22 protein-coding genes and 2 pseudogenes are annotated in these 23,999 nt (G+C 64.0%); 11 read left to right on the top strand and 13 right to left on the bottom strand.

Going from position 1 to position 23,999, the window contains the following annotated elements; translation table 11 throughout:
• Positions 1 to 33: 33 nt before the first annotated feature.
• Positions 34 to 210 (top strand): annotated as a pseudogene (locus NKH71_RS11660) (hypothetical protein); the annotation flags it as partial.
• Positions 211 to 500: 290 nt separating this feature from the next.
• Here NKH71_RS11660 and NKH71_RS11655 read toward each other — a convergent pair.
• The gene (locus NKH71_RS11655; protein WP_352788398.1) at positions 501 to 1,430 is read right to left on the bottom strand and encodes a DnaJ C-terminal domain-containing protein; all 930 of its coding nucleotides are present in this window, start codon (positions 1,428 to 1,430) and stop codon (positions 501 to 503) included.
• Between the two features lie 103 nt (positions 1,431 to 1,533).
• On the bottom strand, positions 1,534 to 1,995 hold the full coding sequence (locus NKH71_RS11650; RefSeq protein ID WP_352588994.1) for an RT0821/Lpp0805 family surface protein: 462 nt from the start codon (positions 1,993 to 1,995) through the stop codon (positions 1,534 to 1,536).
• Positions 1,996 to 2,034: 39 nt separating this feature from the next.
• Here NKH71_RS11650 and pdxH point away from each other — a divergent pair, with 39 nt between their 5' ends.
• The 4 genes and pseudogenes from pdxH to NKH71_RS11635 all read left to right on the top strand — a co-directional run bounded on the left by pdxH (position 2,035) and on the right by NKH71_RS11635 (position 3,617).
• Positions 2,035 to 2,652 (top strand): pyridoxamine 5'-phosphate oxidase, encoded by a 618-nt coding sequence (gene pdxH, locus NKH71_RS11645; protein WP_292663882.1) that lies wholly within the window; start codon positions 2,035 to 2,037, stop codon positions 2,650 to 2,652.
• A gap of 27 nt (positions 2,653 to 2,679) precedes the next feature.
• Positions 2,680 to 2,852, top strand: a pseudogene (locus NKH71_RS33435) (CopG family ribbon-helix-helix protein); the annotation flags it as partial.
• Between the two features lie 31 nt (positions 2,853 to 2,883).
• Positions 2,884 to 3,246: a type II toxin-antitoxin system RelE/ParE family toxin gene (locus NKH71_RS11640; protein ID WP_352547692.1), complete on the top strand. Its 363-nt coding sequence runs from the start codon at positions 2,884 to 2,886 to the stop codon at positions 3,244 to 3,246.
• A 71-nt stretch (positions 3,247 to 3,317) separates the two neighbouring features.
• Positions 3,318 to 3,617 (top strand): hypothetical protein, encoded by a 300-nt coding sequence (locus NKH71_RS11635; RefSeq protein WP_023716881.1) that lies wholly within the window; start codon positions 3,318 to 3,320, stop codon positions 3,615 to 3,617.
• Between the two features lie 72 nt (positions 3,618 to 3,689).
• Here NKH71_RS11635 and NKH71_RS11630 read toward each other — a convergent pair whose 3' ends face one another.
• The gene (locus NKH71_RS11630) at positions 3,690 to 4,442 is read right to left on the bottom strand and encodes a crotonase/enoyl-CoA hydratase family protein (protein WP_352788402.1); all 753 of its coding nucleotides are present in this window, start codon (positions 4,440 to 4,442) and stop codon (positions 3,690 to 3,692) included.
• A 36-nt stretch (positions 4,443 to 4,478) separates the two neighbouring features.
• Positions 4,479 to 6,242, bottom strand: coding sequence for an acyl-CoA dehydrogenase family protein (locus NKH71_RS11625; RefSeq protein WP_352895013.1), 1,764 nt, complete (start codon positions 6,240 to 6,242; stop codon positions 4,479 to 4,481).
• A gap of 554 nt (positions 6,243 to 6,796) precedes the next feature.
• Here NKH71_RS11625 and NKH71_RS11615 point away from each other — a divergent pair.
• A complete protein-coding gene (locus tag NKH71_RS11615; RefSeq protein WP_502898258.1) occupies positions 6,797 to 7,957 on the top strand; it encodes a glycoside hydrolase family 25 protein in 1,161 nt (386 codons plus the stop codon).
• A 21-nt stretch (positions 7,958 to 7,978) separates the two neighbouring features.
• On the opposite strand, the gene purD is transcribed toward NKH71_RS11615, so the two are convergent.
• On the bottom strand, positions 7,979 to 9,256 hold the full coding sequence (gene purD, locus NKH71_RS11610; protein WP_352547529.1) for a phosphoribosylamine--glycine ligase: 1,278 nt from the start codon (positions 9,254 to 9,256) through the stop codon (positions 7,979 to 7,981).
• A gap of 156 nt (positions 9,257 to 9,412) precedes the next feature.
• On the opposite strand from purD, the gene ubiA reads away from it, so the two are divergent.
• A complete protein-coding gene (ubiA, locus tag NKH71_RS11605; RefSeq protein WP_352588985.1) occupies positions 9,413 to 10,396 on the top strand; it encodes a 4-hydroxybenzoate octaprenyltransferase in 984 nt (327 codons plus the stop codon).
• Between the two features lie 172 nt (positions 10,397 to 10,568).
• Here the strand turns inward: ubiA and NKH71_RS11600 are convergent, their stop codons facing one another.
• The 3 genes from NKH71_RS11600 to NKH71_RS11590 form a co-directional block, all read right to left on the bottom strand.
• Entirely contained in the window at positions 10,569 to 11,135 is a 567-nt protein-coding gene (locus NKH71_RS11600) for a DUF6101 family protein (protein ID WP_023674094.1), read from the bottom strand.
• A 185-nt stretch (positions 11,136 to 11,320) separates the two neighbouring features.
• Positions 11,321 to 12,751 (bottom strand): FAD-binding oxidoreductase, encoded by a 1,431-nt coding sequence (locus tag NKH71_RS11595; protein ID WP_352548667.1) that lies wholly within the window; start codon positions 12,749 to 12,751, stop codon positions 11,321 to 11,323.
• Positions 12,752 to 12,769: 18 nt separating this feature from the next.
• Positions 12,770 to 13,750: an L-threonylcarbamoyladenylate synthase gene (locus NKH71_RS11590; protein WP_352483729.1), complete on the bottom strand. Its 981-nt coding sequence runs from the start codon at positions 13,748 to 13,750 to the stop codon at positions 12,770 to 12,772.
• 159 nt (positions 13,751 to 13,909) lie between these two features.
• Here NKH71_RS11590 and NKH71_RS11585 point away from each other — a divergent pair, with 159 nt between their 5' ends.
• Positions 13,910 to 14,353, top strand: a complete 444-nt coding sequence (locus tag NKH71_RS11585; protein WP_352548670.1) for a hypothetical protein — start codon at positions 13,910 to 13,912, stop codon at positions 14,351 to 14,353.
• A 29-nt stretch (positions 14,354 to 14,382) separates the two neighbouring features.
• Here NKH71_RS11585 and glyS read toward each other — a convergent pair whose 3' ends face one another.
• Complete coding sequence (gene glyS, locus NKH71_RS11580; protein ID WP_352483731.1) at positions 14,383 to 16,965, bottom strand: glycine--tRNA ligase subunit beta; 2,583 nt, start codon at positions 16,963 to 16,965, stop codon at positions 14,383 to 14,385.
• A gap of 277 nt (positions 16,966 to 17,242) precedes the next feature.
• Between glyS and NKH71_RS11575 the strand changes: the two genes are divergently transcribed.
• Complete coding sequence (locus NKH71_RS11575) at positions 17,243 to 17,416, top strand: hypothetical protein (protein ID WP_023716871.1); 174 nt, start codon at positions 17,243 to 17,245, stop codon at positions 17,414 to 17,416.
• On the opposite strand, the gene NKH71_RS11570 is transcribed toward NKH71_RS11575, so the two are convergent.
• Positions 17,413 to 18,357, bottom strand: a complete 945-nt coding sequence (locus tag NKH71_RS11570; RefSeq protein ID WP_023716870.1) for a glycine--tRNA ligase subunit alpha — start codon at positions 18,355 to 18,357, stop codon at positions 17,413 to 17,415. The genes NKH71_RS11575 and NKH71_RS11570 overlap by 4 nt on opposite strands.
• A gap of 64 nt (positions 18,358 to 18,421) precedes the next feature.
• Positions 18,422 to 20,197 carry a tetratricopeptide repeat protein gene (locus tag NKH71_RS11565; RefSeq protein WP_023716869.1) on the bottom strand — a complete coding sequence of 592 codons (1,776 nt, stop codon included), beginning with the start codon at positions 20,195 to 20,197 and terminating at the stop codon, positions 18,422 to 18,424.
• Positions 20,198 to 20,520: 323 nt separating this feature from the next.
• Between NKH71_RS11565 and NKH71_RS11560 the strand changes: the two genes are divergently transcribed.
• On the top strand, positions 20,521 to 20,643 hold the full coding sequence (locus NKH71_RS11560) for a hypothetical protein (RefSeq protein ID WP_352483732.1): 123 nt from the start codon (positions 20,521 to 20,523) through the stop codon (positions 20,641 to 20,643).
• Between the two features lie 18 nt (positions 20,644 to 20,661).
• Here the strand turns inward: NKH71_RS11560 and NKH71_RS11555 are convergent, their stop codons facing one another.
• Entirely contained in the window at positions 20,662 to 21,267 is a 606-nt protein-coding gene (locus NKH71_RS11555; RefSeq protein ID WP_023716867.1) for a TetR/AcrR family transcriptional regulator, read from the bottom strand.
• A 104-nt stretch (positions 21,268 to 21,371) separates the two neighbouring features.
• Here NKH71_RS11555 and NKH71_RS11550 point away from each other — a divergent pair, with 104 nt between their 5' ends.
• Positions 21,372 to 22,808, top strand: coding sequence for an MFS transporter (locus NKH71_RS11550; protein ID WP_198030447.1), 1,437 nt, complete (start codon positions 21,372 to 21,374; stop codon positions 22,806 to 22,808).
• Positions 22,809 to 22,833: 25 nt separating this feature from the next.
• Here NKH71_RS11550 and NKH71_RS11545 read toward each other — a convergent pair whose 3' ends face one another.
• On the bottom strand, positions 22,834 to 23,850 hold the full coding sequence (locus NKH71_RS11545) for a polyprenyl synthetase family protein (protein WP_023716865.1): 1,017 nt from the start codon (positions 23,848 to 23,850) through the stop codon (positions 22,834 to 22,836).
• Positions 23,851 to 23,999 lie beyond the last annotated feature (149 nt).

Here is a 23,999-nt window from a genome sequence, read left to right as displayed (position 1 = left end):
GGCACAGAACCCACACGGACAAACTCGACCCCGGTGATCGCCATCGCAGGTCGCCTCTCCACGATTGCCAGGATGGAGCGGATAGTTGTGCTCGATCAGGGACGCATCGTGGAAGAAGGCGGGCCGGACGAACTGGTGGGACAGGATGGCCTGTTTGCCCGTCTGTGGAAACACCAAACCGGTGGCTTTATTCCTTACGAGATAAGCTAACCTACCCCTGCTGCAGGAGCCGACAAAGCTCCAGAGATTTGCGACGGAAATTGGGATTCCCGTTCTGCAGTCGCGAGCGCTCCGATCTACGCTCACGGCGCTTCGTGGCTTGAACGTCGCTCTCATCTATGAAGCTCCATAAGCTGCCCTTCCGCTCGCGGCTCCAAACGCGACGTCTGAGCAGTAGTTCGGCGACAACGCTCCTGGCCCAATCAAGACGTTCGGTGTATAGCAGAAGCGTCCGCAAGTCCGCTTTTCCACACGGCATCAAGCGCCGGCCTTTTCGATCGTCAGCCCTTTCGCCTGCCCATCAGCGCCTCGAGCTCGGCGTCGCCGCCTTCCGGCAGCATCAGCCGCACATGCGCGTAGAGATCAGCGTGACCGCCGGCTTTTTCCGGCAGGCCCCTGCCCTTCAGCCGCAGAACCTTGTCCGAGCTTGACCAAGGGGGAACATTGACCGCAATCCTGCCGGTCGGAGTTTCGACCGCCACCTTGGCGCCATGCACCGCATCGGCCAGTTCCACCGGCAGGTCGACATGCAGGTCGCGGCCCTCGACGCGGTAGCGCGGGTGCCGGCGAAAGCGGATCTTGACCAGTGCATCGCCCGGCTGCCCCGGCCCTTGCTCGCCCTGGCCTTTCAGGCGGATGGTCTGGCCGTCCTCGACATAGGCCGGCAACTTGACCGCCATCTTGCGGCCGTCGGGGAACATCGCCGTCACCTTCTCCGCGGTGGCGGCTTCCTCGATGGTGACGTCCAGCGTCACGTTGAGATCGGCGGCGGTCGGGGCCTGACGGCGGCCGCCCGCGCCGGCGCCGCGCTGCTGGGTGAAAGCATCGCCGAAGATCTGGCTGAAGATGTCGCTGTTGCCGTCGAACGGATCGCCGCCGGGACGGCCCGTGCGGAATTCGAAATGCGCGCCGCCCGGCCCTTGCTGCCGGCGGAAACCGGCGAAAGGATCGGCGCCGCCGGCCGCGCCTTCGAAACCCTGGAAACGCGGTTTGCCGTCGGCGTCGATCTCGCCGCGATCGAAAGCCGCCCGGTTCTTCTCGTCGCCGACAATCTCGTACGCCTGGTTGGCGGCGGCAAAACGGTCCTTCGCCTTGGGATCATCCGGATTCTGGTCTGGATGATACTTCTTGGCGAGCTTCCGGTACGCCGATTTTATATCCTTGGCCGATGCGTTCTTGGCAACGCCCAGCACCTCATAGGGGTCGCGCATGCTTACTGCCCTGGAGAAGGAGTGAGTCCACGATTTGCTACCCCTATATGCGCTCGCATAGGAAGAAATTCCAGTGGCTTGCCACCATATGGCTGGCGGAAAATCAGAGCGCCTTGAAGTCCTGCATTCGCCAGGCGCTGCCGCCGGCCAGGCATACTTCGCCCTTGAACAGCACGACGCCGTCGAAGCTTTCGCGTGACGCGGTGAAGCGACGGCATGTCTCGCCGTTAGCCCTGAATTCCGCCAGTTCGGTGATGGAGCCGCGCGAGCCGGTGTCGGCATTCGCCCAGGGAACGGCCTGCCCGGCCAGTTGCTCGACGTCGGCGGAGGACACGGCGTTGCGGATCGTGGCCTGGTCGGAGGCGCGGTCCTGATCGAGCGACGTGACTGGGGCCGGCGTGCTCGAGGTCAGCACCGAGCGGTCGACCTCCGCCTGCTCGAGGCTGAAGCCGCCGCCGCCACACGCGGCAAGCGGCAGGACGATTATCACGATCATGGCTTTGGCGCTGGCCGAAGCGATAACGTTCCATTGCCCACTGTCAAAAGCTTGCGCGATACGCGACAATCGGCAATCTCCCCAGCCGGCGACAAATTTGGGAAAACTATGAGCGAAACCGGGTTAACAAGCGGTGACTTTACCGAGGCGGCGGAGCCGTTCCGGCTTTTTGCGGCGTGGCTCGACGATGCGACGAAGAGCGAGATCAACGACCCCAACAGCGTGGCTCTGGCGACGGTCGATGCCGAGGGCATGCCGAATGTGCGCATGGTGCTGCTCAAGGGCTTCGATGAGGGCGGCTTCGTCTTCTACACGAACTTCGAGAGCGCCAAGGGCCGTGAGATCCTGGGCAGCATGAAAGCGGCAATGTGCTTCCACTGGAAATCGCTGCGCCGGCAGGTGCGGGCGCGCGGCCCGGTGGAGATCGTCACCGACGCCGAAGCCGATGCCTATTACGCGACCCGCCCGCGCGGCAGCCGCATCGGCGCCTGGGCCTCCAAACAGTCGCGGCCGCTGGAAAGCCGCTTCGCGCTGGAAAAGGCGGTCGCCGAATATACGGCGCGCCACGCTATCGGCGACATCCCGCGGCCAAAACACTGGTCGGGCTTCCGCATCGTGCCCCAGACCATCGAGTTCTGGCACGACCGTCCGTTCCGGCTGCACGACCGTGTCGTCTTTTCGCGCAACGCCGAGGGCGGCTGGGACAAGGTGAGGCTTTATCCGTAGGGGACGATGCCGCGCTGTTTCAATCGCAGGAGTGACTCCTATGTGGCTGCGCAGGCCATCGAGGATTTTGTAGCCCGTGAGGAATGGCAACTCGCCGAAATAGAGGCAGGATTGGCTGAAGCTCGCGCGGCGATTTTGCCAGTGCCGGCGAGGTAGAGGCTGTTGTCGGGAAATACGTCAAGTCGACCCGCCAGGCATAAGCCACAGTCAATCCGCTAAACCGAGCGGGCGCTGCGGCGGCTTGATGAAATCGGCGCGCATGGCGAGAAAGACAATCCCGAGGCCGCCGCGAGAGTCATTGCGCGCATCGTAACGGCGGCGGGACATCTCGCCGAACAACCGCGATGGGGCGTGTCGGGCGCATCAAGGGGACACGGGAACTCGTCTTGGTCGAAGCCGTATATCATCCCTCATCGCGTCGACGGCGAGACTGTCGAAATCCTCACCGTCATGCACGCCGCCCAGCGGTGGCTTAGGCCTTGTAAGTCGCTCGGCACCCAGGTCAGGCCATACCGCCTGCGCCGAACCACCCGGAACTCCCGGGCTCCAGAGACCTGGCGCTTCCGATCTCACTTCACGATCTCGTGTGCGTGAAACGTTCCAGCTTGCGGGGACGAACCAGGGAAGGGCTCAACGCGCCGCTGGCGCAAATTCAGGAGGACGCAATGCATTCACTCAGGTTGGTCACGATAGCCGGTCTTGCCGGCCTTTTCGCTTCGCAAGCCTTTGCGGAGGACGCGATGGGGACAATGACGGTGATGAAGGGTGGCGAGGTCATGGCGATCATGCCCGATGGGCATATGGGCACCATGATGCCCGACGCGAAGATGAGCGCCGAAATGATGAAAATGGCGAAACCGATCAAGCATTGCATGATGTTGATGACCGACGCCAAAGGCAAGACATTCATGATCGACACGTCTTCGGCAAAGGCCCAGGCCGAATGTAAAAAAATGGCGATGTGACAAAGAGAGCATGGCGAGAAAACCCGCCGATTGCTGCCGGCGGGTCCACGATGCGAGACAAGGCCAGAAGGTCTAGGCCTTTTTCCTGGTCAAGAAGGCGGTCAAGGCGGCGCGGGCTTCATCGGATTTGAGCCGCTCGCGGAAATGCTGGCTTTCCTGGCCGATGCGCTCGACAAGGTCTTCGCGCGAGCCGCGCATCAGGTCTCGCGCGATCCTCAGCGCTTGCGGCGGCTTGGCCGCGATCTGGCCCGCCGCCGCCAATACCGATGCTTCGAGTGCGTCTTCCTCGACCACCTCGTAGATCAGCCCGGCGGCCTTCGCCCGCTCGGCCGAAAAGCCCTCGCCAAGGCCAAGCAGCGCGAAAGCGCCCTGCCGGCCGAGGATCTGCGGTGCCAGCAGGCTCGAACCGGCCTCCGGCACAAGGCCGAGATCGACGAAGGGCGTCCGGAATATTGTGCGCGGCGTGGCGAACGTCAGGTCGCAATGCAGGTTGAGCGTGGTGCCGATGCCGACCGCAATCCCGTCGACGCCGGAAACCATGGGCTTCTCCGCTTTGGCCAGCGCCATCAGGAAATCCCAGACTTCGGTACCGCTTTCGCCGCCCGAGGCGACGACCATGAAATCGGCAAGGTCGTTGCCGGACGAGAAGGCGCCGGGCGCGCCGAGAAAGACATGGACGCGGATCGCCGGATCGGCGTCGCCGCCGGCAAGAGCCGCCGACATCGTCGCGTACATGGCGCGGGTCAGGGCGTTCTTCTTGTCCGGACGGTTCATGCGGATGATCTGGATGGCACCCTGGCGTTCGACGAGGATGTGGTCTGTCACGGATTGGTCCTTTGTGAATTTCGGGCGTTGCGAACGTCAGGCTGAAATCAGCGCTTTGCCGGCAACGCCAAGGCTGTCGGCGCCGCCGATGACGCGCTCCTTCAGCGCGCCCACCTCGCCCAGCAGGTTCTCGGCGAAGAACCGGCAAAGCGCGATGCGGTTTTGGTCGGCAAGCGCACCGCGCGCCAGATAGGCGCTGCCAGCGGCAAGCGAGATCAGCCTGAGATAAGGTGTGGCGCCGGCCAGCGCCTCGTCCGAACGGCCTTCGGCCTGCAAGTCTTGCAGGAAACGGGTTGCCTGGGAGAGGTCGTCGAGCGCCTGGTCGAGCCGATCGGCGGTGCGGCCGAAGCCTTCAAGGTTCGACGCTCGCACCGCATCGGCGACGGCCTTGAGCTCGGCGATGTAGCCATGCACATGCTGGCCGCCGCCGAGCGGCAGTTTGCGCGTCACCAGATCGATTGCCTGGATGCCATTGGTGCCTTCGTAAATGGGCGCAATGCGTGCGTCGCGATAAAGCGCTGCAGCCCCCGTCTCCTCGATGAACCCCATGCCGCCATGCACCTGAAGCCCAAGCGAGGCGACCTCGACGCCGACATCGGTGGAAAACGCCTTAGCCAGCGGCGTCAAAAGATTGGCGCGTTCCTGCCAGTGCTTTGCATCCTCGCTCGCGGACGCGAGATCGATGGCGTGGGCGCAGGAATAGCAGATGGCGCGGGCAATCTGGGTCAGCGCCTTCATAGTCAGAAGACTGCGCTGGATGTCGGGGTGATGCACGATCGGCGCCATGCCGGCACCGCGATAGCTTGCCGCCTTGCCTTGCCGGCGATCATTGGCGTAGGCCAGCGCCTTCTGCGTCGCCGCCTCGGCGACCGCGACGCCCTGGATGCCGACGGCAAGACGCGCATTGTTCATCATGGTGAACATGCAGGCGAGGCCTTTGTTCTCCTCGCCGACCAGCCAGCCAATCGCGCCGGGCGTGCTGCCTTCGAAGCCATCGCCATAGATCATGGTGCAGGTCGGCGAAGCGTGGATGCCCAATTTGTGCTCCAGCGCGGAGCAGAAGACGTCATTGCGCCCGCCCAGCGCGCCATCGTCGCCAACCAGGAATTTCGGCACCAGGAACAGCGAAAGGCCACGCGTGCCGGCCGGCGCGTCCGGCAGCCGCGCCAGCACCAGATGGATGATGTTGTCGGTGAAATCGTGCTCGCCATAGGTAATGAAGATCTTTTGCCCGAAGATGCGGTAGGTGCCGTCGCCGGCCGGCTCGGCACGGGTTCGCAAGGCATTCAGGTCCGAGCCGGCCTGCGGCTCGGTCAGGTTCATAGTGCCCATCCATTCGCCAGAGACCAGCTTTTCCAGATATTTGGCCTTGAGCGCTTGCGAGCCGTGCTTGTCGAGTGCTTCGACCGCACCCATGGTCAGCGTCGGAGCGATGCCGAACGCCATTGAGGCGGAGTTCCACATTTCGAGCGCGGCGGCGCCGAGCATGGCCGGCAGCGCCTGGCCGCCATACGCTTCCGGCGCGGACAGCGCGTTCCAGCCGCCATCTATCCAGCGGCGATAAAGTTCCTTCCAGCCGGTTGGCGTGGTGACGGCAGCGCCGTTGAGCACCGCGCCTTGCCGGTCGCCGATCTCATAGAGCGGCGCCACCTCCTCACTGGCGAAACGGCCGGCCTCGGCCAGAATGGCGTCGACGAGGTCTTCGCCGAGTTCGCCAAAGGTGCCGGCATCGAGCGCCGCCTTCAAGCCGGCGACATGCTTCAGGGTGAAGGCGATTTCCTCGACCGGTGCCCGATACATGGCGCTCGCTTCTCCTCAGCCTGGCTCTCCTCAGTCCGGCAGGCCAAGTTAAGACCCGTGCCGGCGCAAAATCATCTGCTTTCGGAGTTCCCTGTCCATCTTCTTTTTACGTAAACGTCAAACTTTGTCACGTGGATTTTGCAATTGCCACGACGCAGGCTAAATTCGCCAAGATAGAGCAGAATACCGAAATAGGATTGCCTCGTGCTCGCAGACTTGACGCCCATCGCTGCATCGAATGCGCCTGCTTTGGCGGGCGGCCGGTTTTTGCTATCATGAAGGTAAGGTCGAGAACGGCGCAGCCTATTGGTCGGATCGCGGCACATTGTGCTCACCACCATGCTCGCTGACCCCTCATCGCAAACGCGAGGCCGAGGGAACGCTGTCGCAAGTGCCGGCGCTCAATCCGTTTCATATCCCCTCTCGCCAGTGACAACCATCAAGACCATCGACGGAGAAGCTGTCCGAGCCGTGGCATCCGCGGGCCGCGATCGAAAGCATTTCCTTAACCATGGCGGTTCAGGATCTGGCTTTGGCCAGCAAGGACCTGCTGTTTGAAAACGCCGGCGCACCCCCTTGTCCGCTCAGCGCTTCTCCTTGTCGCGGCCGCGATAACCCTGGCGCTGACGCCGGCAAGGGCCTCGGATTTCTCCGAACCGTGGAAGGATGCGGACCGGGCGCTGGTCGTCGACGCCTACGAATACAATTCCATTGACTGGACCCGGCTAGCTGCCGACAAGCGTCTTGTCGGCTTCATCAACAAGGCATCCGACGGAATGCCGCCACCCTATTTCTGTTTCGGCGACGAGACCGAGATGCGTCTGTGCAAGACGCTTTGGAAGCGCCATGCGATGGCACAGGAACTGTTCCAGACGCGCAAGGTGGTGGCCAAGGCGCTGGGCCTGAAATGGGGTGCCTATCATCTCGCCCGCCCTGGCAACCCCGTGGGACAGGCCAATAATTTCATCAATTTCGTGAAACCCGGGCCGGATGACCTGCTTGCCCTCGACATCGAGGACGATGATCCCACCCAATGGATGTCGCTCGAGGATGCCGAGGAATTCGTGCGCCATGTGCATCGTCGGGTTGGCCGCTTTCCGGTGCTCTACACCAACGGCACGACCGCCAGGCATATCGCCGACAATAAGTATAAATACCCGCTCCTGTCCCGGTTGCCGCTGTGGTACGCGCGTTATAAGCCAGACATCGATGTGCATTTTCCGATGGGCAACTGGCAGGGCTATGCGCTCTGGCAGTTTTCGGCGCGAGCAAATTGCGGCCGGTTCCGCTGTCCCTACAGGGTTGCGGGCACGCCCAACGATATCGATGTCAGCGTCGCGCCGATGAACGCGACGGAATTGCGCGCACAGTGGCCGTTCGGCGGCCTGATCGACGTGCAGCCGGATTATCTCGCCTCGATACCGGTGCCGCTCTCACGCGAGGCGGGGCTCGCCGGCACTGCCATGACCTATGCCACAGTGGCAGCACCCGCGAGCCTCGAGCAACTGGTCGCGGTATTCAGGACGCGCTTGGCCAGGTTCAGCAGCGGCTTTCAAATGCCTGCGGCGAAGGCGGCGCCGAGCCTTCCGCGCGGGATTGCCGAATATGTTGCCTGGACGCGAAACGAAGAGCGCCTGGCATCGGTGTCTGGAATTGCCCCCACCGCCGATGCGGTCAGCAGCGTCTCGACCGTATTCGGCCGCGGCCTGCGCTGAGGCTGAGGGCCGCCTGAAGCGTCAGTTCGCCTGCTCGCGCGCCACCGCCAGCCAGCCAATGTCGCGGCGGCAAAAGCCTTGCGGCCAGTCGATCCGGTCGAGCGCGGCGTAAGCCTTCTTCTGCGCCTCGCCGACGGTGCGGCCGGTCGCCGTGACGTTGAGCACGCGACCGCCATTGGCGACGAGTGCGCCGCCGTTGATGGCGGTGCCGGCGTGAAAAATCTCGACGCCGTCGCCTGCCGCTGCCTCGACGCCGCGAATGACCGAGCCCTTTTCCGGCGTGCCGGGATAACCCCTGGCTGCCATCACCACGGTGAGCGCCGCCTCGTCGCGCCAGCGCACCGAGGTGTGCGCCAGCTGGCCGTCGGCGGCGGCGTTGAGTAGGACCAGGAGATCGTCCTTCAGCCGCATCATCAGCACCTGGCATTCCGGGTCGCCGAAACGGGTGTTGTATTCGATCAGCTTCGGCCCGCTGTCTGATATCATCAGCCCGGCGAACAGCACGCCGGAAAACGGCGCGCCTGTTTCAGCCATGCCGCGCATGGTCGGCTCGACGATCTCGCGCATGGTGCGGTCGATCATCTCCGGCGTCATCACCGGCGCCGGCGAATAGGCGCCCATGCCGCCGGTGTTGGGGCCGGTGTCGCCGTCACTGAGGCGCTTATGATCCTGCGCGGTGCCGAAGGGCAGCGCGGTGATGCCGTCGCAAAGGCAGAAGAAGCTTGCCTCTTCGCCGCTGAGAAACTCCTCGACCACCACTTCGGCGCCGGCCTGGCCGAAGGAGCCGTCGAAACAGGCGTCGAGCGCGGCCAGCGCCTCGTCAAGCGTCATGGCGACGGTGACGCCCTTGCCGGCAGCGAGGCCGTCGGCCTTGATGACGATCGGCGCACCCATTCTCTCGACATAGGCCTTGGCCGAAGCCAGATCGCCGAAGCGGCCATAGGCGGCGGTCGGGATGCCGTATTTGGCGCAGAGGTCCTTGGTGAACCCCTTCGAGCCTTCCAGCCGTGCCGCTGCCTTTGACGGGCCGAAGACGCGGATGCCCTCGGCGCGAAGGTCGTCGGCAATGCCGGCGACCAGCGGCCCTTCCGGGCCGACCACGACGAGGTCTATTTCTTTCTCGCGGCAAAACCGGACCACCGCTGCATGATCCGAAACATCGAGCCTCACCAACTCGGCTTCGCCGCCGATGCCCGGATTGCCGGGCGCCGCGTAGAGTTTGGTCAGCAGCGGCGACGCCGCCATCTTCCAGGCCAACGCATGTTCTCGTCCGCCGGAGCCGATCAGCAAAACACGCATGCCTGGATTCCTTGCCCGTTCCGATCAGGACTGCGCTATTGCGCCCCGGGCGGCGGGTCAAGACATTTGGCTGTCCGCGGCGGCGATTCCGCGCCGCGAGCGGATCCGGCCTGCTTGACGCTTGACGGCATTCGCCTCTGCTGCCACTCCAGCAAAATGGAAACCGTCCAGTCGAAAGCGGCCCAGGGCCGCGTCGCCGATGCGCCGAGCGGCCACTGGGTCTATCGCGCGCTGCCGCGGGGGTTGTGGCCCTATGCGCAGCTTGCCCGATGGGACCGGCCGATCGGCTGGCAATTGCTGCTGTGGCCATGCTGGTGGTCGGCTGCACTTGCCGCGAGCGCCTATCCGCGTCCGACGGACCCGCTGCTCTCGCTGCTGCCGTCGCCGTGGTATCTGCTGCTGTTTTTTCTTGGCGCGTTCGCCATGCGTGGCGCCGGCTGCACCTACAACGACCTGGTCGACGAGGACATCGACAACCAGGTGGAACGCACACGCTCGCGGCCGCTGCCGGCCGGCAAGGTTACGCGCCGGCAGGCCTGGATGTTTGTTGTCTTGCAGGCACTGGTCGGCCTCGCCGTGCTTTTGCAGTTCAACAGCTTGGCCATCTTGCTCGGCATCGGCTCGCTGGTCATCGTCGCCATCTACCCGTTCATGAAGCGGTACACCAATTGGCCGCAACTGGTTCTCGGTCTTGCCTTTTCCTGGGGGGCGCTGATGGGATGGGCGGTCGAGTTCGGCGATCTCGATGGGCCGGCAATCATGCTCTATATCGGCTCGATCCTGTGGGTGATCGGCTATGACACGATCTATGCGCATCAGGACAAGGAGGACGACGCCATCGTCGGCGTGCGCTCGACGGCGCGCCTGTTCGGCGACAACACCAAGGCCTGGCTTGCCGGACTTTATGGCGGAGCGCTGGTCTGCTTCGCCATTGCTTTCGCCTCGGCGCAGGCACCGGTGCCGGCGCTCGCCGGGCTGATTGCCGCCGGCGCCCATCTGGCGCGGCAGATCGGCGTGCTCGACATCGACGATCCGGACCAGTGCCTGAGGCTGTTCAGATCGAACAACCAGGTCGGCTGGCTGATCTTCCTCGGCCTGATCGGCGGCGCGGTTTGGGTGGCGCTGAAGCCGCTGGTTTAGGAGCCTTTTCCCTTCTCCCCCTGTGGGAGAAGGTGGATTGGCGCGTAGCGCCAAGACGGTTGAGGGATGTTGGAAGAAATGAGGCGTTGGCGGTCCCTGGAACACCCCTCATCCGACCGAGCTCCGCTCGGCCACCTTCTCCCACAGGGGGAGAAGGAAGAGGCGCTCAGGCCTATTCCCGCGAAATAAGCTCCTCGCCGCCGATGACCAGCCTGAGGCCGAGGTCGCCGGCGCGGCGGCGGGCGAGGAAGCGCGGGCGGCGCATGGTCGAGACGCGACCTTTGCGACGGTCCTGCGCCGGGAGCGCCTTGATGGCGGCGCCGAGTGATTCTTCCAGCGTGCGAGCAATGCCGTCGGCCTCGATCAGAAGCATCGGCAGGCGGTAGGCGTCGGCCCAGGCGCGCCAGTCGGCGGCGACGTCGTCGAGATCGTCGGCGACCAGCAGCGGCACCGACAGCATCGGGTCGTTGTGCAGAAGCTCAAGCGTCACTGTGACATTGCCATCCGGATCCTCCATGGCGCGGGCGGCGACGCCGCGAAACGCGTTGGCGGGCAGAGCGATGATCGCCGGCACGCCACTCATCTCCAGCGTGCGGCGGATAACCGCGCCGCGCTGATCGATGGTGAAGGTAACGTCGCCATAGTCGTCGCGCGTGGCGTAGCTCACCACCTGCGGCAGGCGGAATGGGTCGAGGCGCATATTGCGCCCGGCCCAGACTGGCTTCAGTCCAGTGTTCATATCGTGCCTTTCCTGTTTCTCCTGAGAGCCGGTGTTTCCGGATCTCCGGGCCGGTTTTCCCAGCCTCGTTGTGGAGAAACATTAGCGCGAGCTTCTTATCCTCGCGCTTAAGAAAGTCGGTTAAATTTTGCTGATCCGAGGCGGATGGTTATCGGAATACGAACCGGCGCGGGCCGGCGAAAGGATCAGATAACCTTACCGGGATTCATGATGCCGGCGGGATCGAAAGCGGCCTTCACCCTGCGCATCAGCTCGATCGCGATCGGCGGCGCCGTCGCGATCAATTCGTCCCGCTTCAACTGGCCGATGCCGTGCTCGGCCGAGATCGAGCCATGAAACGAGCGCACGACGTCGTGCACGGCCTTGTTCATGACGTGGTAAAGGCCGAGAAACGCCTCGTCGTCACCGTCGACCGGCCGGGAAATGTTGTAGTGCAGATTGCCGTCGCCCATGTGGCCGAAGCAGACGACGCGTGCGCCGGGACTGACCGATTGCACGGCGCCGGCGGCCTTTTCGATGAAGGGCGGGATCGACGCCACCGGTACCGAGATGTCGTGCTTGATCGAGGCACCTTCGGGTCTCTGCGCCTCGGGCAGCACTTCGCGGAAATTCCAGAACGCATCGCCCTGGGCGATGCTTGACGCGATCACCGCATCGCCGACGATCCCTTGCTCGAGGCCTGCCTCCAGCACCTCTTCGATCAGCGCCCGTGCATCCTCGGCCGAGCGGCCCGACGAGATCTGCATCAGCACATACCACGGCCAATCGCCGGCCAGCGGCCGCACTACGCCTTGTGCGTGGGCAAGCGTGAAGTCGTAAGGCCTCTGGCCGATCAGCTCGAAGGCGGTGAGCGCTGCCCCTGCACGGTCCATCGCGAGGCTGAACAGCGACAGTGCCGCCTCCGGCGATGACAGGCCGGCAAACGCCACCTCGCGCCCCTTGGGCTTGGGGAAAAGCTTGAGCACGGCGGCGGTGATGATGCCGAGCGTACCCTCGGCGCCGACGAACAGGTCCTTCAGATCATAACCGGTATTGTCCTTCTTCAGCTTGCGCAGATCGTCGAACACTTCGCCGGTCGGCAGCACCACTTCGACGCCGAGGCAGAGTTCGCGCGCATTGCCGTAGGCAAGCACGCCGGTGCCACCGGCGTTGGAAGAGAGATTGCCGCCGATCTGGCAGGAGCCTTGCGCGGCAAGCGACAGCGGAAACAGCCGGTCGGCGGCATCGGCCGCTTCCTGCAGCGTCTGCAGGATGACGCCGGTTTCGACCGTCACCGTGTTGGACAGGGTATCGATCTCACGGATGCGGTTTAGCCGCGACAGCGACAGCACGATCTCGCGGCCGGACGCGTCCGGCACCTGGGCGCCGACCAGCCCGGTGTTGCCGCTTTGCGGTACAATCGGCGTGCCCGTTTCGCTCGCCAGCCGCATGATGCGGCTGACCTCCTCGACGGTCCCCGGCCTCAGCACCAGCGCCGTCCTGCCGTGCCAAAGTCCGCGCCGCTCGGCGAGGTAAGGCGTGATGTCCTGCTGGTCGCGCAGCGCATATTTGTCGCCGACGATTGTCACAAAGCGCGCGATGACGGCAGGATCGAGGTCGGGGGAAATGTCGTTCATGGGTGGAAACTATGGTGCTCAATCCATCTTGTCACGAGGGGCGATCTTGTCACGCGGGGCGGCGGCGCGCGAAAGCCTGTCGTTGATCGCCTCGCCCAGCCCTTCGAACGGGATCGGCTCGACGGCGATGGTTTTGGCGCCGCTGCCATCGAGATCCTGCAGATGAGCGAAGAGATTGCTTGCTGCCTCGCGCAGGTCGCCGGTCTCCGACAAATTGCGCAGTGCGGCTGCATCGCGCCAGCCCTCGGCACGGCGGCGGCCGAAGGCCAGCAAGGCTTCGCCTGTGGCGACCTTGCCGGCATTGAGCCGCACCGCCGCACCCGGAGCGTAATGCGAGGCGAGCATGCCGGGCGCCTCGATGCCCGAAGCGCCGCGCAGCAACTTTGTCCCGGCCACTGCTTCGATCTCTTCGGCGGCAATGCCGCCCGGTCGCAGCAGCCGCAGCTTTCCGGCTTCGACCTTGAGGATCGTCGATTCCAGCCCGACCCGCGTCGCGCCGCCATCGACGATGAGCTTGATCCGGGGACCGAGGTCGGCGGCCACGGCCTCGGCCGTGGTGGCGCTGATCCTGCCCGAGGAATTGGCGCTGGGCGCCGCAAGCGCGCGGCCGAACCTGGCGATCAGCTCGCCGCCAAAGCCTTTCGGCATGCGCAGCGCGATGGTGTCCAGACCGGCGGTGACCAGCGGATGAATGCCGTTGCCGGGCCGCTGCGGGAGAACCAGCGTCAGCGGTCCCGGCCAGAATGCCTGCGCCAATCTTTCCGACAGCGGATCGAACAGCGCGATGCGCTCGGCCATCGTCGGATCGGCTATATGGGCGATCAGCGGGTTGAAGCGCGGGCGACCCTTGGCTTCGAAGATACGAGCCACGGCAACGCCATTGGTCGCGTCGCCGGCCAGCCCATAGACGGTCTCGGTCGGTATGGCGACGACGTCGCCGCTTTCGAGCAGCGCCAACGCCCTTTCCATCGCCTCGCCGACGGTACGAATTTCAGCCACTGTCGTCACCTCACGGATGCGGGTGCCTAATACGGCGACGCCGGGCGAGCAAGCCCAGGCGTTGGCGAATCGCAAATCGCTAAAATGCTATGTTTCCCCGCAAGCCGGCATCAACTGCCCTCGGCTAGGGTGCCGTCTTCTTGGGCAAGGGGAACTATCATGCTTTCGATGCGTATCCTTGGTGCGCTTGGTCTGGCGGTTATGGCCGGCACGGCACAGGCCTCGTCGCTGGTTTTTCTCGGGCAGACGACGGCGACGCCTTCGGTGGTCGGTACGGTGGCCAGTCCCGGCTCGGTCGAGCGGACGAAAACACCGTCGATCGTCGCGCTTGGCGAGAAGCTGGCCAACGTCAATGGAAACGTCACCGATGAAAAGGTCGCGGCAATCCCGAGCCAGCCGAGCCATGGCTTCACCGGAAGCCCGATGATCATTCGCGGCGGTATCGTCGGCGATGCCTTTGCAACGCCCGCGCCCAGAGCCGCGCCGGCCACCGCCGCCGCGCCCGCCGCGAACAGCAAGGCCGATCCAAAGGTCGCCAGCAAAACCCCTGAGCCGGCAGCGCCGCAGCCTGCGCCGCTAGCAGCTCCCGACCAGCCCAAATAGCGCCACAAGCGATGATTTTTTCCCAGACGTCAGCCGGCTATCTTGGAGAAATCCGCGACCCGGTCGGTCGCCGCGCGGATGCGGGCGAGCAATGCCAGGCGATTGGCGCGCACCGCCTGGTCCTCGTCGTTTACCAGGACTTTCTCAAAGAATGAATCAACCGGCTCGCGCAACACGCTAAGCGCCAGCATGGCGGCGGAAAAGTCTTCGTTTTGAATTCCTTCGCCGGCTTGCCTCTCGGCCTGATTCACCGCCGCGAACAGGGTTTTTTCGGCGCCCTCCCGGAACAGAGCCGGCTCAACGCTGCTTGCGATCGCTGTCGCCTTCTTCTCTTCGGCAGCCACGATGTTGGCCGCGCGCTTGGTGCCGGCAAGCAGGTTCTTGCCGTCCTCGGTGTCGAGGAACGAGCCAAGGGCTTCGACCCGGCGGACGATTTGCAGAAGGTCGTCGTTTTGCGAAGCCCCCTCATCCGGCCGCTTCGCGGCCACCTTCTCCCCGAGGGGAGAAGAGGTCGCCAACGCCGGTGCCAGCCTCTTCTCCCCAGCGGGGAGAAGGTGGCCCGAAGGGCCGGATGAGGGGGCAGCGCCACTCGCCAGCACCGCGTCGATCAGGTCGTGCCGCGCACCCTGATCGCGGAGATAGACTTTGAGGCGATCGTGGAAGAAGGAGAGGAGATTGTTGATCTCTTGCTGCTGCCTTTCTCCGGAACGCTCAAAGGTGTTGTTTGAGATTGCGGAATCGCGTTCGATGACGAGATCGGTAAGCGAATCTCCTCCGAGTTGCTGCTCTAGCTCCGCAGCAATTTCGAACTGTCGGTCGAGTTTGGGATCGCGTATGTGACCTGCAATATCTTCGGACGCGATATTGGCCACAGATTTCAGGGACAACCTAATCCCGTTCTCAATCAGTATCCTCGTTACCCCCAGCGCCGCTCTCCGCAGCGCATAGGGGTCCTTCGATCCGGTCGGTTTTTCGTCGATCGCCCAGAACCCGACCAGCGTATCGAGCTTGTCGGCGAGCGCCACGGCGATCGATACCGGATCAGTCGGCACGCGATCTGACGGCCCCTGCGGCTTGTAGTGCTCCTCGATCGCAGCGGCGACCGACGGATGCTCGCGTTGCAGCAGGGCGTATTTGCGACCCATGGCGCCCTGCAGTTCCGGGAATTCGCCAACCACCTCGGTGGTGAGATCGGCCTTGGCGAGGACGGCAGCGCGACGCGCCAGCGCGGTAATCTCCCCCCTTGAGGGGGAGATGTCGCCGAAGGCGACAGAGGGGATCGGTGCGTCCTGACGCGACTCTCTCTTGTGGACCGAGGATGCCGGCGCTTCACGCGAAGCGACCCCCTCTGGCCTGCCGGCCATCTCCCCCTCAAGGGGGGAGATTGCGCGCACCACGATTGGTGCCAGTTCTTCGGCCAAGCGCGCAATCCGCTCCACCCGCTCGCCCTGCGTGCCGAGCTTGGCATGAAACGTCACATTGAGATGGTCGAGGCGGGCCATGCGCTGGTCGAGCGGCTTGTTGAGGTCAAGCCCGAACTTTTCCGCCGATGCCTGCAACTGGTCGAGATCCGGCAGGTCGCCCTGGTCGGTCTTCCAGAAATAGAGCGCGTCGGACAGGCGGGCGCGCACCACCTTGCCGTTGCCATGGGCGATCTCCTTGCCGCCATCCTTGGCCTCGACATTGGCGGTCAGGATGAAGCGGTTGGAGAGCTCTTCGCCCGCGCCATGCGGCCGCGTCACAAAACACTTCTGGTTGGCGCGGATGGTGAGCCGGATCACCTCGGCCGGAATGGCCAGAAAATCCTGCTCGAATTCGCCCATCAGCACGACGGGCCATTCGACCAGGCCCGACACTTCCTCCAGCAGCCCCTCGTCCTCGACGAGGTCGAGCCCGCTGGCGAAGGCGAGGTTCCTGGCATCGGCAAGAATGATCTCCTTGCGTCGGTCGGCATCGAGCACGACCTTGGCCGCTTCAAGCTTGGCGACGTAATCGTCAAAGCGGCGCACCGTGATGGCGCCCGGCGCATGAAAACGGTGGCCGTAGGTGACGTTGCCTGAGCGGATACCGTCGATCTCGAAATCGACCACCACCGGCTCCTCGGTTTCCGGGCCGAAGGTGCACAGGATCGATTGCAGCGGCCGCACCCAGCGCAGCGACCCGGGCTTGGCCGACGCCGGCCCCCAGCGCATCGATTTCGGCCAGGGGAAGTTGCGGATGATGCCCGGCACCAGCTCGGCGATGATCTGCTCCGCCGACCTGCCCGGCCTGGAAATATGGGCGACATAGAAGTCGCCCTTCTTCGGATCGGAATGGACATGCGCCTCGGCAATCGAGGCAAGGCCGGCCTTGCGCAGAAAACCTTGCACCGCCTGCTCGGGCGCCTTGGTCGAGGGGCCCTTGATCTCCTCGCTGATGTCCTTCGAGCGGGCGGTCAGGCCGCGGATGTCGAGCGCCAACCGACGCGGCGTCCAATATTCGCGCGCCGCCTCATAGGTCAGCCCGGCTTCAACCAGACCGTCGGTCAAAAGCTTCCTGAGATCGCCGGCCGCCTTGCGCTGCATGCGAGCGGGGATTTCTTCGGAACGAAGTTCTAGAAGCAGGTCAGGCATTGAAAGAGCTCACGCGACAAAAAACAGCCGCCGCTTCGCGGCGTCCTCCCCCATCGAGGCGGAGGTAAGCGGGGCATAGCAACTCGGTCGGCTGCTGTCACCCTTCCCAGCAAGATCGGGCCAGCACGATCAAGGCGTCCAGCGGCGATTTCCGAAAAAATTCAGCCTCCTGTCGGACACGCGCCGGTCCGCCCGTCCTTGGATCAAAGATTTCCATGAACCGAACGCAGCGCTGAAGCGACCAACGCTCAGGCAGAGAGCTATTGGCTGAACGACCATGAAAACGGCATCGACATTCCTGCAGATCCTCGCGCTCAGCGCCTGTTTTACAGCGCAGGTGCACGGTGCCTTCTCGATGCCCGGCGTCCGGCAGGCGCTGCGGACAATAGCCGGTGCAAGCGGCCAAGGCACGTTGCCAATCAGCGCCCCTGTCGAAATCGCCTGGAGCTAAGCCGCCATTCCACCCGCCTGCGTCAGCAGAAACGCCTCGCCGCAGGCTTTGGCCAGATTGCGCACCCGCAAGATGTAGCTCTGGCGCTCGGTGACGGAAATGACGCCGCGTGCGTCGAGCAGGTTGAAGACATGGCTGGCCTTGATGCACTGGTCGTAGGCGGGGAATACCATCCTGTGCATCGCCAGATTGTCGTTCGACGCCGGCGCGCCGGCTTGTAGCAGCGCCTTGCACTCGGCCTCGGCGTCTTCGAAATGCCTGAGCAGCATCACCGTGTTGGCGAATTCGAAATTGTGGCGCGAATATTCCTGCTCGGCCTGCAGGAAGACGTCGCCATAGGTCACCTTGTCGGCGCCTTCGCGGCCGTTGAAGTTGAGGTCGTAGACATTGTCGACGCCCTGCACATACATGGCCAGCCGTTCCAGCCCGTAAGTGAGCTCACCCGCCACCGGCGCGCATTCGATGCCGCAGACCTGCTGGAAATAGGTGAACTGCGACACCTCCATGCCGTCGCACCAGCACTCCCAGCCCAGTCCCCAGGCGCCCAGTGTCGGGCTTTCCCAGTCGTCCTCGACGAAGCGGATGTCGTGCAGCAGCGGATCGATGCCGATCGCGGCCAGCGAGCCGAGGTAAAGCTCCTGCAAATTGGGCGGATTGGGCTTCAGGATCACCTGGTATTGGTAATAATGCTGCAGCCGGTTCGGATTTTCGCCATAGCGGCCGTCCTTGGGGCGGCGCGAGGGCTGGACATAGGCCGCGTTCCAGCGTTTTGGGCCGAGCGCGCGCAATGTCGTTGCCGGATGAAAGGTACCGGCGCCGACTTCCATGTCGTAAGGCTGGAGGACGACGCAGCCATAGTCCGCCCAATAATTATGCAAGGTCAGGATCAGCCCCTGGAACGAGCGGCTGGGATGCGTGTGGGCAGGGATGTCAACGGTCACGGCGGCCTCCGGCGGGATGCGGCACCTCGTAGAGTGCCGCTCCGCGACCGTCAAGGCGATGGGGTCACCCCTTCGGGGCGGGCGCCGGCTCGGGCTTTACGTTCGGGGTTTCCTGCGCCGTGTTGGATTCGATCGGCGGCAGGCCCTTCATCAGCTTTTGCTGCAAGGCGGCAAGCACGTCCGGGTCCGGCTTCAGGTCGCGGGCCTGGTTCCACTGGAAGGTGGCTTCCAGCTTGCGGCCAACGCGCCAGTAGGCGTCGCCGAGGTGATCGTTGAGCACCGGATCCTCCGGCTTCAACGAAACGGCGCGTTCCATTTCGCGCACAGCGTCGTCGAACTGGCCAAGGCGATAATAGGCCCAGCCCAGCGAATCGACGATGTAGCCGTCGCTCGGCCTCAGGTCGACGGCCTTCTGGATCATCGCGAGGCCTTCCTTGAGGTTCATGTCCTTGTCGACCCAGGAATAGCCGAGATAGTTCAAAACCTGCGGCTGGTCGGGGTAGAGCTCCAGCGCCTTGCGGAAATTCGGCTCGGCCTTCGGCCATTCCTTCAGCCGCTCATAGGCGATGCCGCGCTGGTAGAAGATGTTCCAGTTGACGGCGGTCGGCGTCTTCAGCACCTCGACCGCCTTGTCATAAAGATTGGCGGCGGAGCGGAAATCCTCCTTCGAGGAATAGACCCCGCCGAGCGCCAGATAGGCGCGCATGTCGTCGGGATGCGCATCGACGATGGCCTTGAGGTGGGTGATCGCCTCGTCGTTGCGGTCGAGATCGGCAAGGTTGAGGCCGAGCTGCAGGTCCGAAAGCTCCTTCAGCGGCGAACCGGCGGGAATGCGGCGATAGAGCGCGATGGCGCCCTCGCCGTCCTTCAACTGCTCGGCAACGGCGGCAAGCTGAACGAGCGCCGCGTCATTGTCGGGCCGCAGCGCCAGCGCATATTGCAGATAAAGCCGCACGAACGGCTCGCCGCCGCCGCGGTTGAGCGCGGTGGCGAGATCGAGCAGGATTTCCGAGGCGCCGTCCGACGGGCCGGCAGCGAAGGGTTGGATCCTTTCGCCCTTGTTGATCTTGTCGCGAAGGGCTGCAATCTCGACCTTGCCGGGCGCAAATGTCTCGGCCTGGTCGAGCACCGACAGCGCCTTGGCCTTGTCGCCCTTACGGGCGAGGAAAGAGGCGTAGGCCTGCGCGTTGCGCATCCATGTTTCGGGGGCGGCACCGCCGGCGGCCGTGTCCTGCAGGGTGGCGGTGTAGAGCGCATCCGCCCTGTCGGGCAGGCCGGAGGCGTCGGCAATCAAGGCACGGTGGAAGGACTTGAACAGGCCGAACCAGTCGGGGCCCTGCAGCTTGTCGATGGAAGCCATGGCCTCGCCGGCGTCACCCGCACCCTGCTTGGCCCAGCCGGTCATGACGCCGGAAATCAGCCGGTCGAGATCGGATTCGAGCGACAGCTTGAGCCAGTATTCGGCCTTGGAGAAATCCTTCTTGTGGAAGGAATCGATGGCCAGCGCCAGGCGCGAGAAGCGCTCGACATCGGGAACCGCCTTGAGCTTGTCGGCGTAGACCAGGGACTCATCGAAGCGCCCCTGTGCGATCAGCGACAGCATCAGGCTCTGCTGCAGTCCCGTATCGTTCGGATCGAAGGCAAGCGCCTGCTTGTAGTAGGAGACGGCGCTGTCGAGGTCGTTGTCGCCTTCGGCAATCCGGGCGGCGAGATAGGCCCCCGAGAAGGATGTGATCCTGACCGGCTCTGCGGTCTGTTTGGCATGGACCGGCAGAGCCGAGATCGCCATGCCCGTCGCGATTGCCAGCCCCGTCAGCCAGCGCGCATATCCTTGCCGCATCATATCCCTTTCAGCCAAACGCCATCTCCGCGTCAGCGGGATCGCCGTAGACTCGATCTTTACAGGTAAAGCATGGCCTTTTTGGGGTCGTGCTTCAACCCGGCCCGAATTCACAATCGGGTCAAGCAATTAATAAACCATGCCGAAAGGGCCTGAACTGCGACCCTTGACCGCGTGGCGTCCGCTTTGGCGCTGCCTGCGCGTCGCTATTTGCCCGATGCCGTAAGCGATCCATAAGCGCCATCGGTTGAAAGCTTCCGCCATGCAACTTTGCGTGGCAGGATGAGATTTCAATTCTTGCTTCGCCAGCCATGGGGGCGCCGATGCTGGAAGTGCCGCGCGACGAAGAAGCCTTCGCCATCTCGATCGTATCTACGAAGCAGCGTTCGCCGCCGCCGACGCCGGAGGTCAATCCCAGAAGGGCCGCCGAACAAGCCGGTAAGTGAGGCGTCACGGCCCGGAACTCAGGACGTTTGCGAAAGCCTTGCGTCGAGCGCCTGCATGGCGACGGTGACAAGATCGTGCAGCCGTTTTTTCGGAATGCCGTCGCGTGCCTGCACCGAAAGGCCGTGCATCAGCGTGGCATAATAATCGCCCAACGCCGCGGCGTCGGTGGCCGGCTTCAATTCGCCATCGCGCACGGCCTTTTTCAATCGCTCGACGATCGATGCGGTACGTGCCAGCCGGTGCTCCGCCAGCCATTGCAGCACGGCGTCATTTTCGACGGCGCAATTGGTCGCGGCCGTCACCACCATGCAGCCCTGCGGCCGCCCCGGCCGCGTATAGATTTCGACGGCGTCGCGAAGCATGCGCTCGATGACGCGCCGGACGTTTGGTTCTTCCTGCAGCGCGCGCGTGGCGAAGCCGCCCTCATTGGCTTCGTAAAGCGCCACCGCTTCGCGAAACAGGTCCTCCTTCGAGCCGAAGGCGGCATAGATGCGCGCCGATGCGAGGCCAAGCGCCGATACGAGATCGGCCATCGAGGTGCCCTCGTAGCCGCGTCTCCAAAAGGCGTCGCGGGCTTTCTCAAGCGCCTGGTCGCGGTCGAATTCCCTTGGCCTGCCTGCCATGGCGGTCTCCAATTTTTGTCGATCAACAAATAATCCGCTTGACTTCGGATTGCAAATCTCAATTCTTTGTCGATCATTAAATAATTGTCGACAAGGAGACCGGCATGAGTTCACTCGATCAAGGCGCGCCGCTCGGGGCGATGGCAGCGCAAGGAACAACCAGCGCGAAGCGCGGCGCAACGCTGGCGCTGCTCGCCTTCGCGCAGCTCATCATCGCGCTCGACCTCAACATCGTCTTCGTGGCGTTGCCGGAGATCGGCGCCGGCCTCGGATTTTCAGGCCAGACCCTGCAATGGGTGGTCAGCGCCTATACCGTGTTCACCGGCGGCTTCCTACTGTTCGGCGGCCGGGCCGCCGACCTGATCGGCCAGCGCCGCGTCTTCATCTTCGCGCTCTGGCTCTACGCGCTCTCGTCCCTGGTCGGCGGCCTCGCATGGTCGCCGCAAATCATCATTGCGGCCCGCGCCGTGCAAGGCATCGGCGGCGCCTTCCTGTTTCCGGCGACGCTGTCGCTGATCAACCGTCTGTTCGCCGAAGGACCGGAACGCAACCGGGCGCTCGCCGTCTGGGGTGGCGCAGGCGCCAGCGGCCTGACGCTCGGTTCGCTTGCCGGCGGGTTTCTGACCAGCGCCTTCGGCTGGCCGTCGGTCTTCTACGTCAACGTGCTTTTGGCCGGGATCGCCATCATCGCGGCTTTCGCCATCATTCCGCGCGATCCGAAGCCGCACGAGCACCGCAGCTTCGATCTGCCGGGCGCGCTGACCGTCACCGCCGGCGCGACCTTGCTTGTCTTCACACTGGTTCAGGGGCCCGAATATGGCTGGGGATCGACCGCAATCATCGTCAGTGCAGCACTGGCGGCATTCTTCCTGATCGCTTTCACGATGATCGAGGCGAAGAGCGCCGATCCGCTGATGCCGCTGCGCCTGTTCCACAACCGCAGCCTCGTCGCCGGCATGACGATCACCTTCCTCTACATGGCCACTTTCGGAGCGCTGCCCTACTTCCTCACCGTGCTGTTGCAGAACGTGCACGGCTTCACCGCCTTGCAGACGGGCCTCGCCTTTCTCGTGCCGTCGGTCGCCATCGCCACCGGCACGCAAGCCGGCGAGCGTCTGGCGACGCGCTTTTCGACGCGCAGCACGCTGGTCGGCGGCATGATCGTCGGCGCGGTAGGCACAGCATTGATGGTATCAGGCGCGACCGCGGAGAGCAGCTATCTGTCCCTCGTACCCGGCCTGATCGTCTCCGGCGTCGGACAAGGCATCGTCTGGACAGCAATGTGGATTGCCGCCGCTTCCGGCGTTGCGCATGATCAGCAAGGCGTCGCCTCGGGGATGGCTTCGACGACACTCAATGTCGGCAATGCCGTCGGCATGGCCGTGCTGATTGCGATTGCGAACAGCCAAATCGGCGAATTGTCCGGCAATGCCTTGAAAATTGCCGTCGCCGACGGCATCCAGGTCGCCTTCTGGCTCGCGGCGGCGGGCATCGTCGTCAGCCTGCTCGCAGCAATGGTTCTTCCGGCAAAGGCGCGATGAGAACAGGCGCGGGCGCCGACGCCTCTCAGTTCACCCGGCTGATGCAGAAATCGATGACGTCGATCAGCGCCGATTTCTGCGGCGTCGCCTCGAGCGGCGCCAGTGCGTCGCGGGCGATCTCGCCGAAGTGGCGGGCGCGTCCGATGGTGTCGGCAATTGCGCCGTGGCGGAGCATCAGGCCGACGGCCTTCTCCAGTCCGGCATCGTCGGCGGCATTGTCCTCGATGGCGCGTTTCCAGAAGCTGCGCTCGGCCTTTGTGCCGCGCCGATAGGCGAGGATCACCGGCAGCGTCACCTTGCCCTCGCGGAAATCGTCGCCGACATTCTTGCCGAGGTCCTTGCTGGTGCCGCCGTAATCCAGCGCATCATCGATCAGTTGGAAGGCAAGGCCGAGATTCATGCCGTAGGAGCGGAGTGCTGCGCGATCATTGCGCGTCGCCTGGGCGATGACCGGGCCGACCTCGGCGGCGGCCGAAAACAGCGCCGCGGTCTTGGCCTTGATCACGGCGAAATGCTCATCCTCGGTGGTCTCGAGGTTTTTGGCGGCGGCGAGCTGCATCACCTCGCCTTCGGCGATGACCGAAGCCGCACTCGACAGGATGTCGAGCGCTTCCAGCGAGCCGACATCGACCATCATGCGAAAGGCCTGGCCGAGCAGGAAATCGCCGACCAAAACACTGGCCTGGTTACCCCAGATCATGCGCGCCGTCTTCTTGCCGCGCCGCATGCCGCTTTCGTCGACAACGTCGTCGTGGAGAAGTGTCGCGGTGTGCATGAATTCGACCGAGGTGGCGAGCTTGACGTGGCCGTCACCGGAATAGCCGAACATCTGGGCGGCGGCGAGCGTCAGCATCGGCCGCAGCCGTTTGCCGCCGGACGAGATCAAGTGGTTGGCAATCTCCGGGATCATCTCGACGTCGGAGCCGGCCTTCGACAGGATCAGTTCATTGACGCGCCCCATGTCGGCGGCGGTCAGGTCGATAAGGTCCTTGATCGAGGCGGCTTCCCGCTTCCCGTTTTCAATGTTGAGAACGACACCCACGGCAAAACTCCCAACCTCGATATGCACGACGGCAACATGGTCCCTGGACAGACTCTAGGGCGGCAGCCACCGGTGCGGCAAGAGGCGAATTGGCGCGGCGGCTCTGGTACATAATCACGTCCACGTTTACATCAACGCCGCAAACTGCG

It is taken from the genome of Mesorhizobium sp. M0983 (assembly GCF_040318975.1).
In the GTDB taxonomy this organism is placed as follows: Bacteria; Pseudomonadota; Alphaproteobacteria; order Rhizobiales; family Rhizobiaceae; genus Mesorhizobium.
The sequence above is the reverse complement of the archived record's forward strand: the minus strand, read 5'-3'. Positions and strand labels throughout refer to the sequence as shown.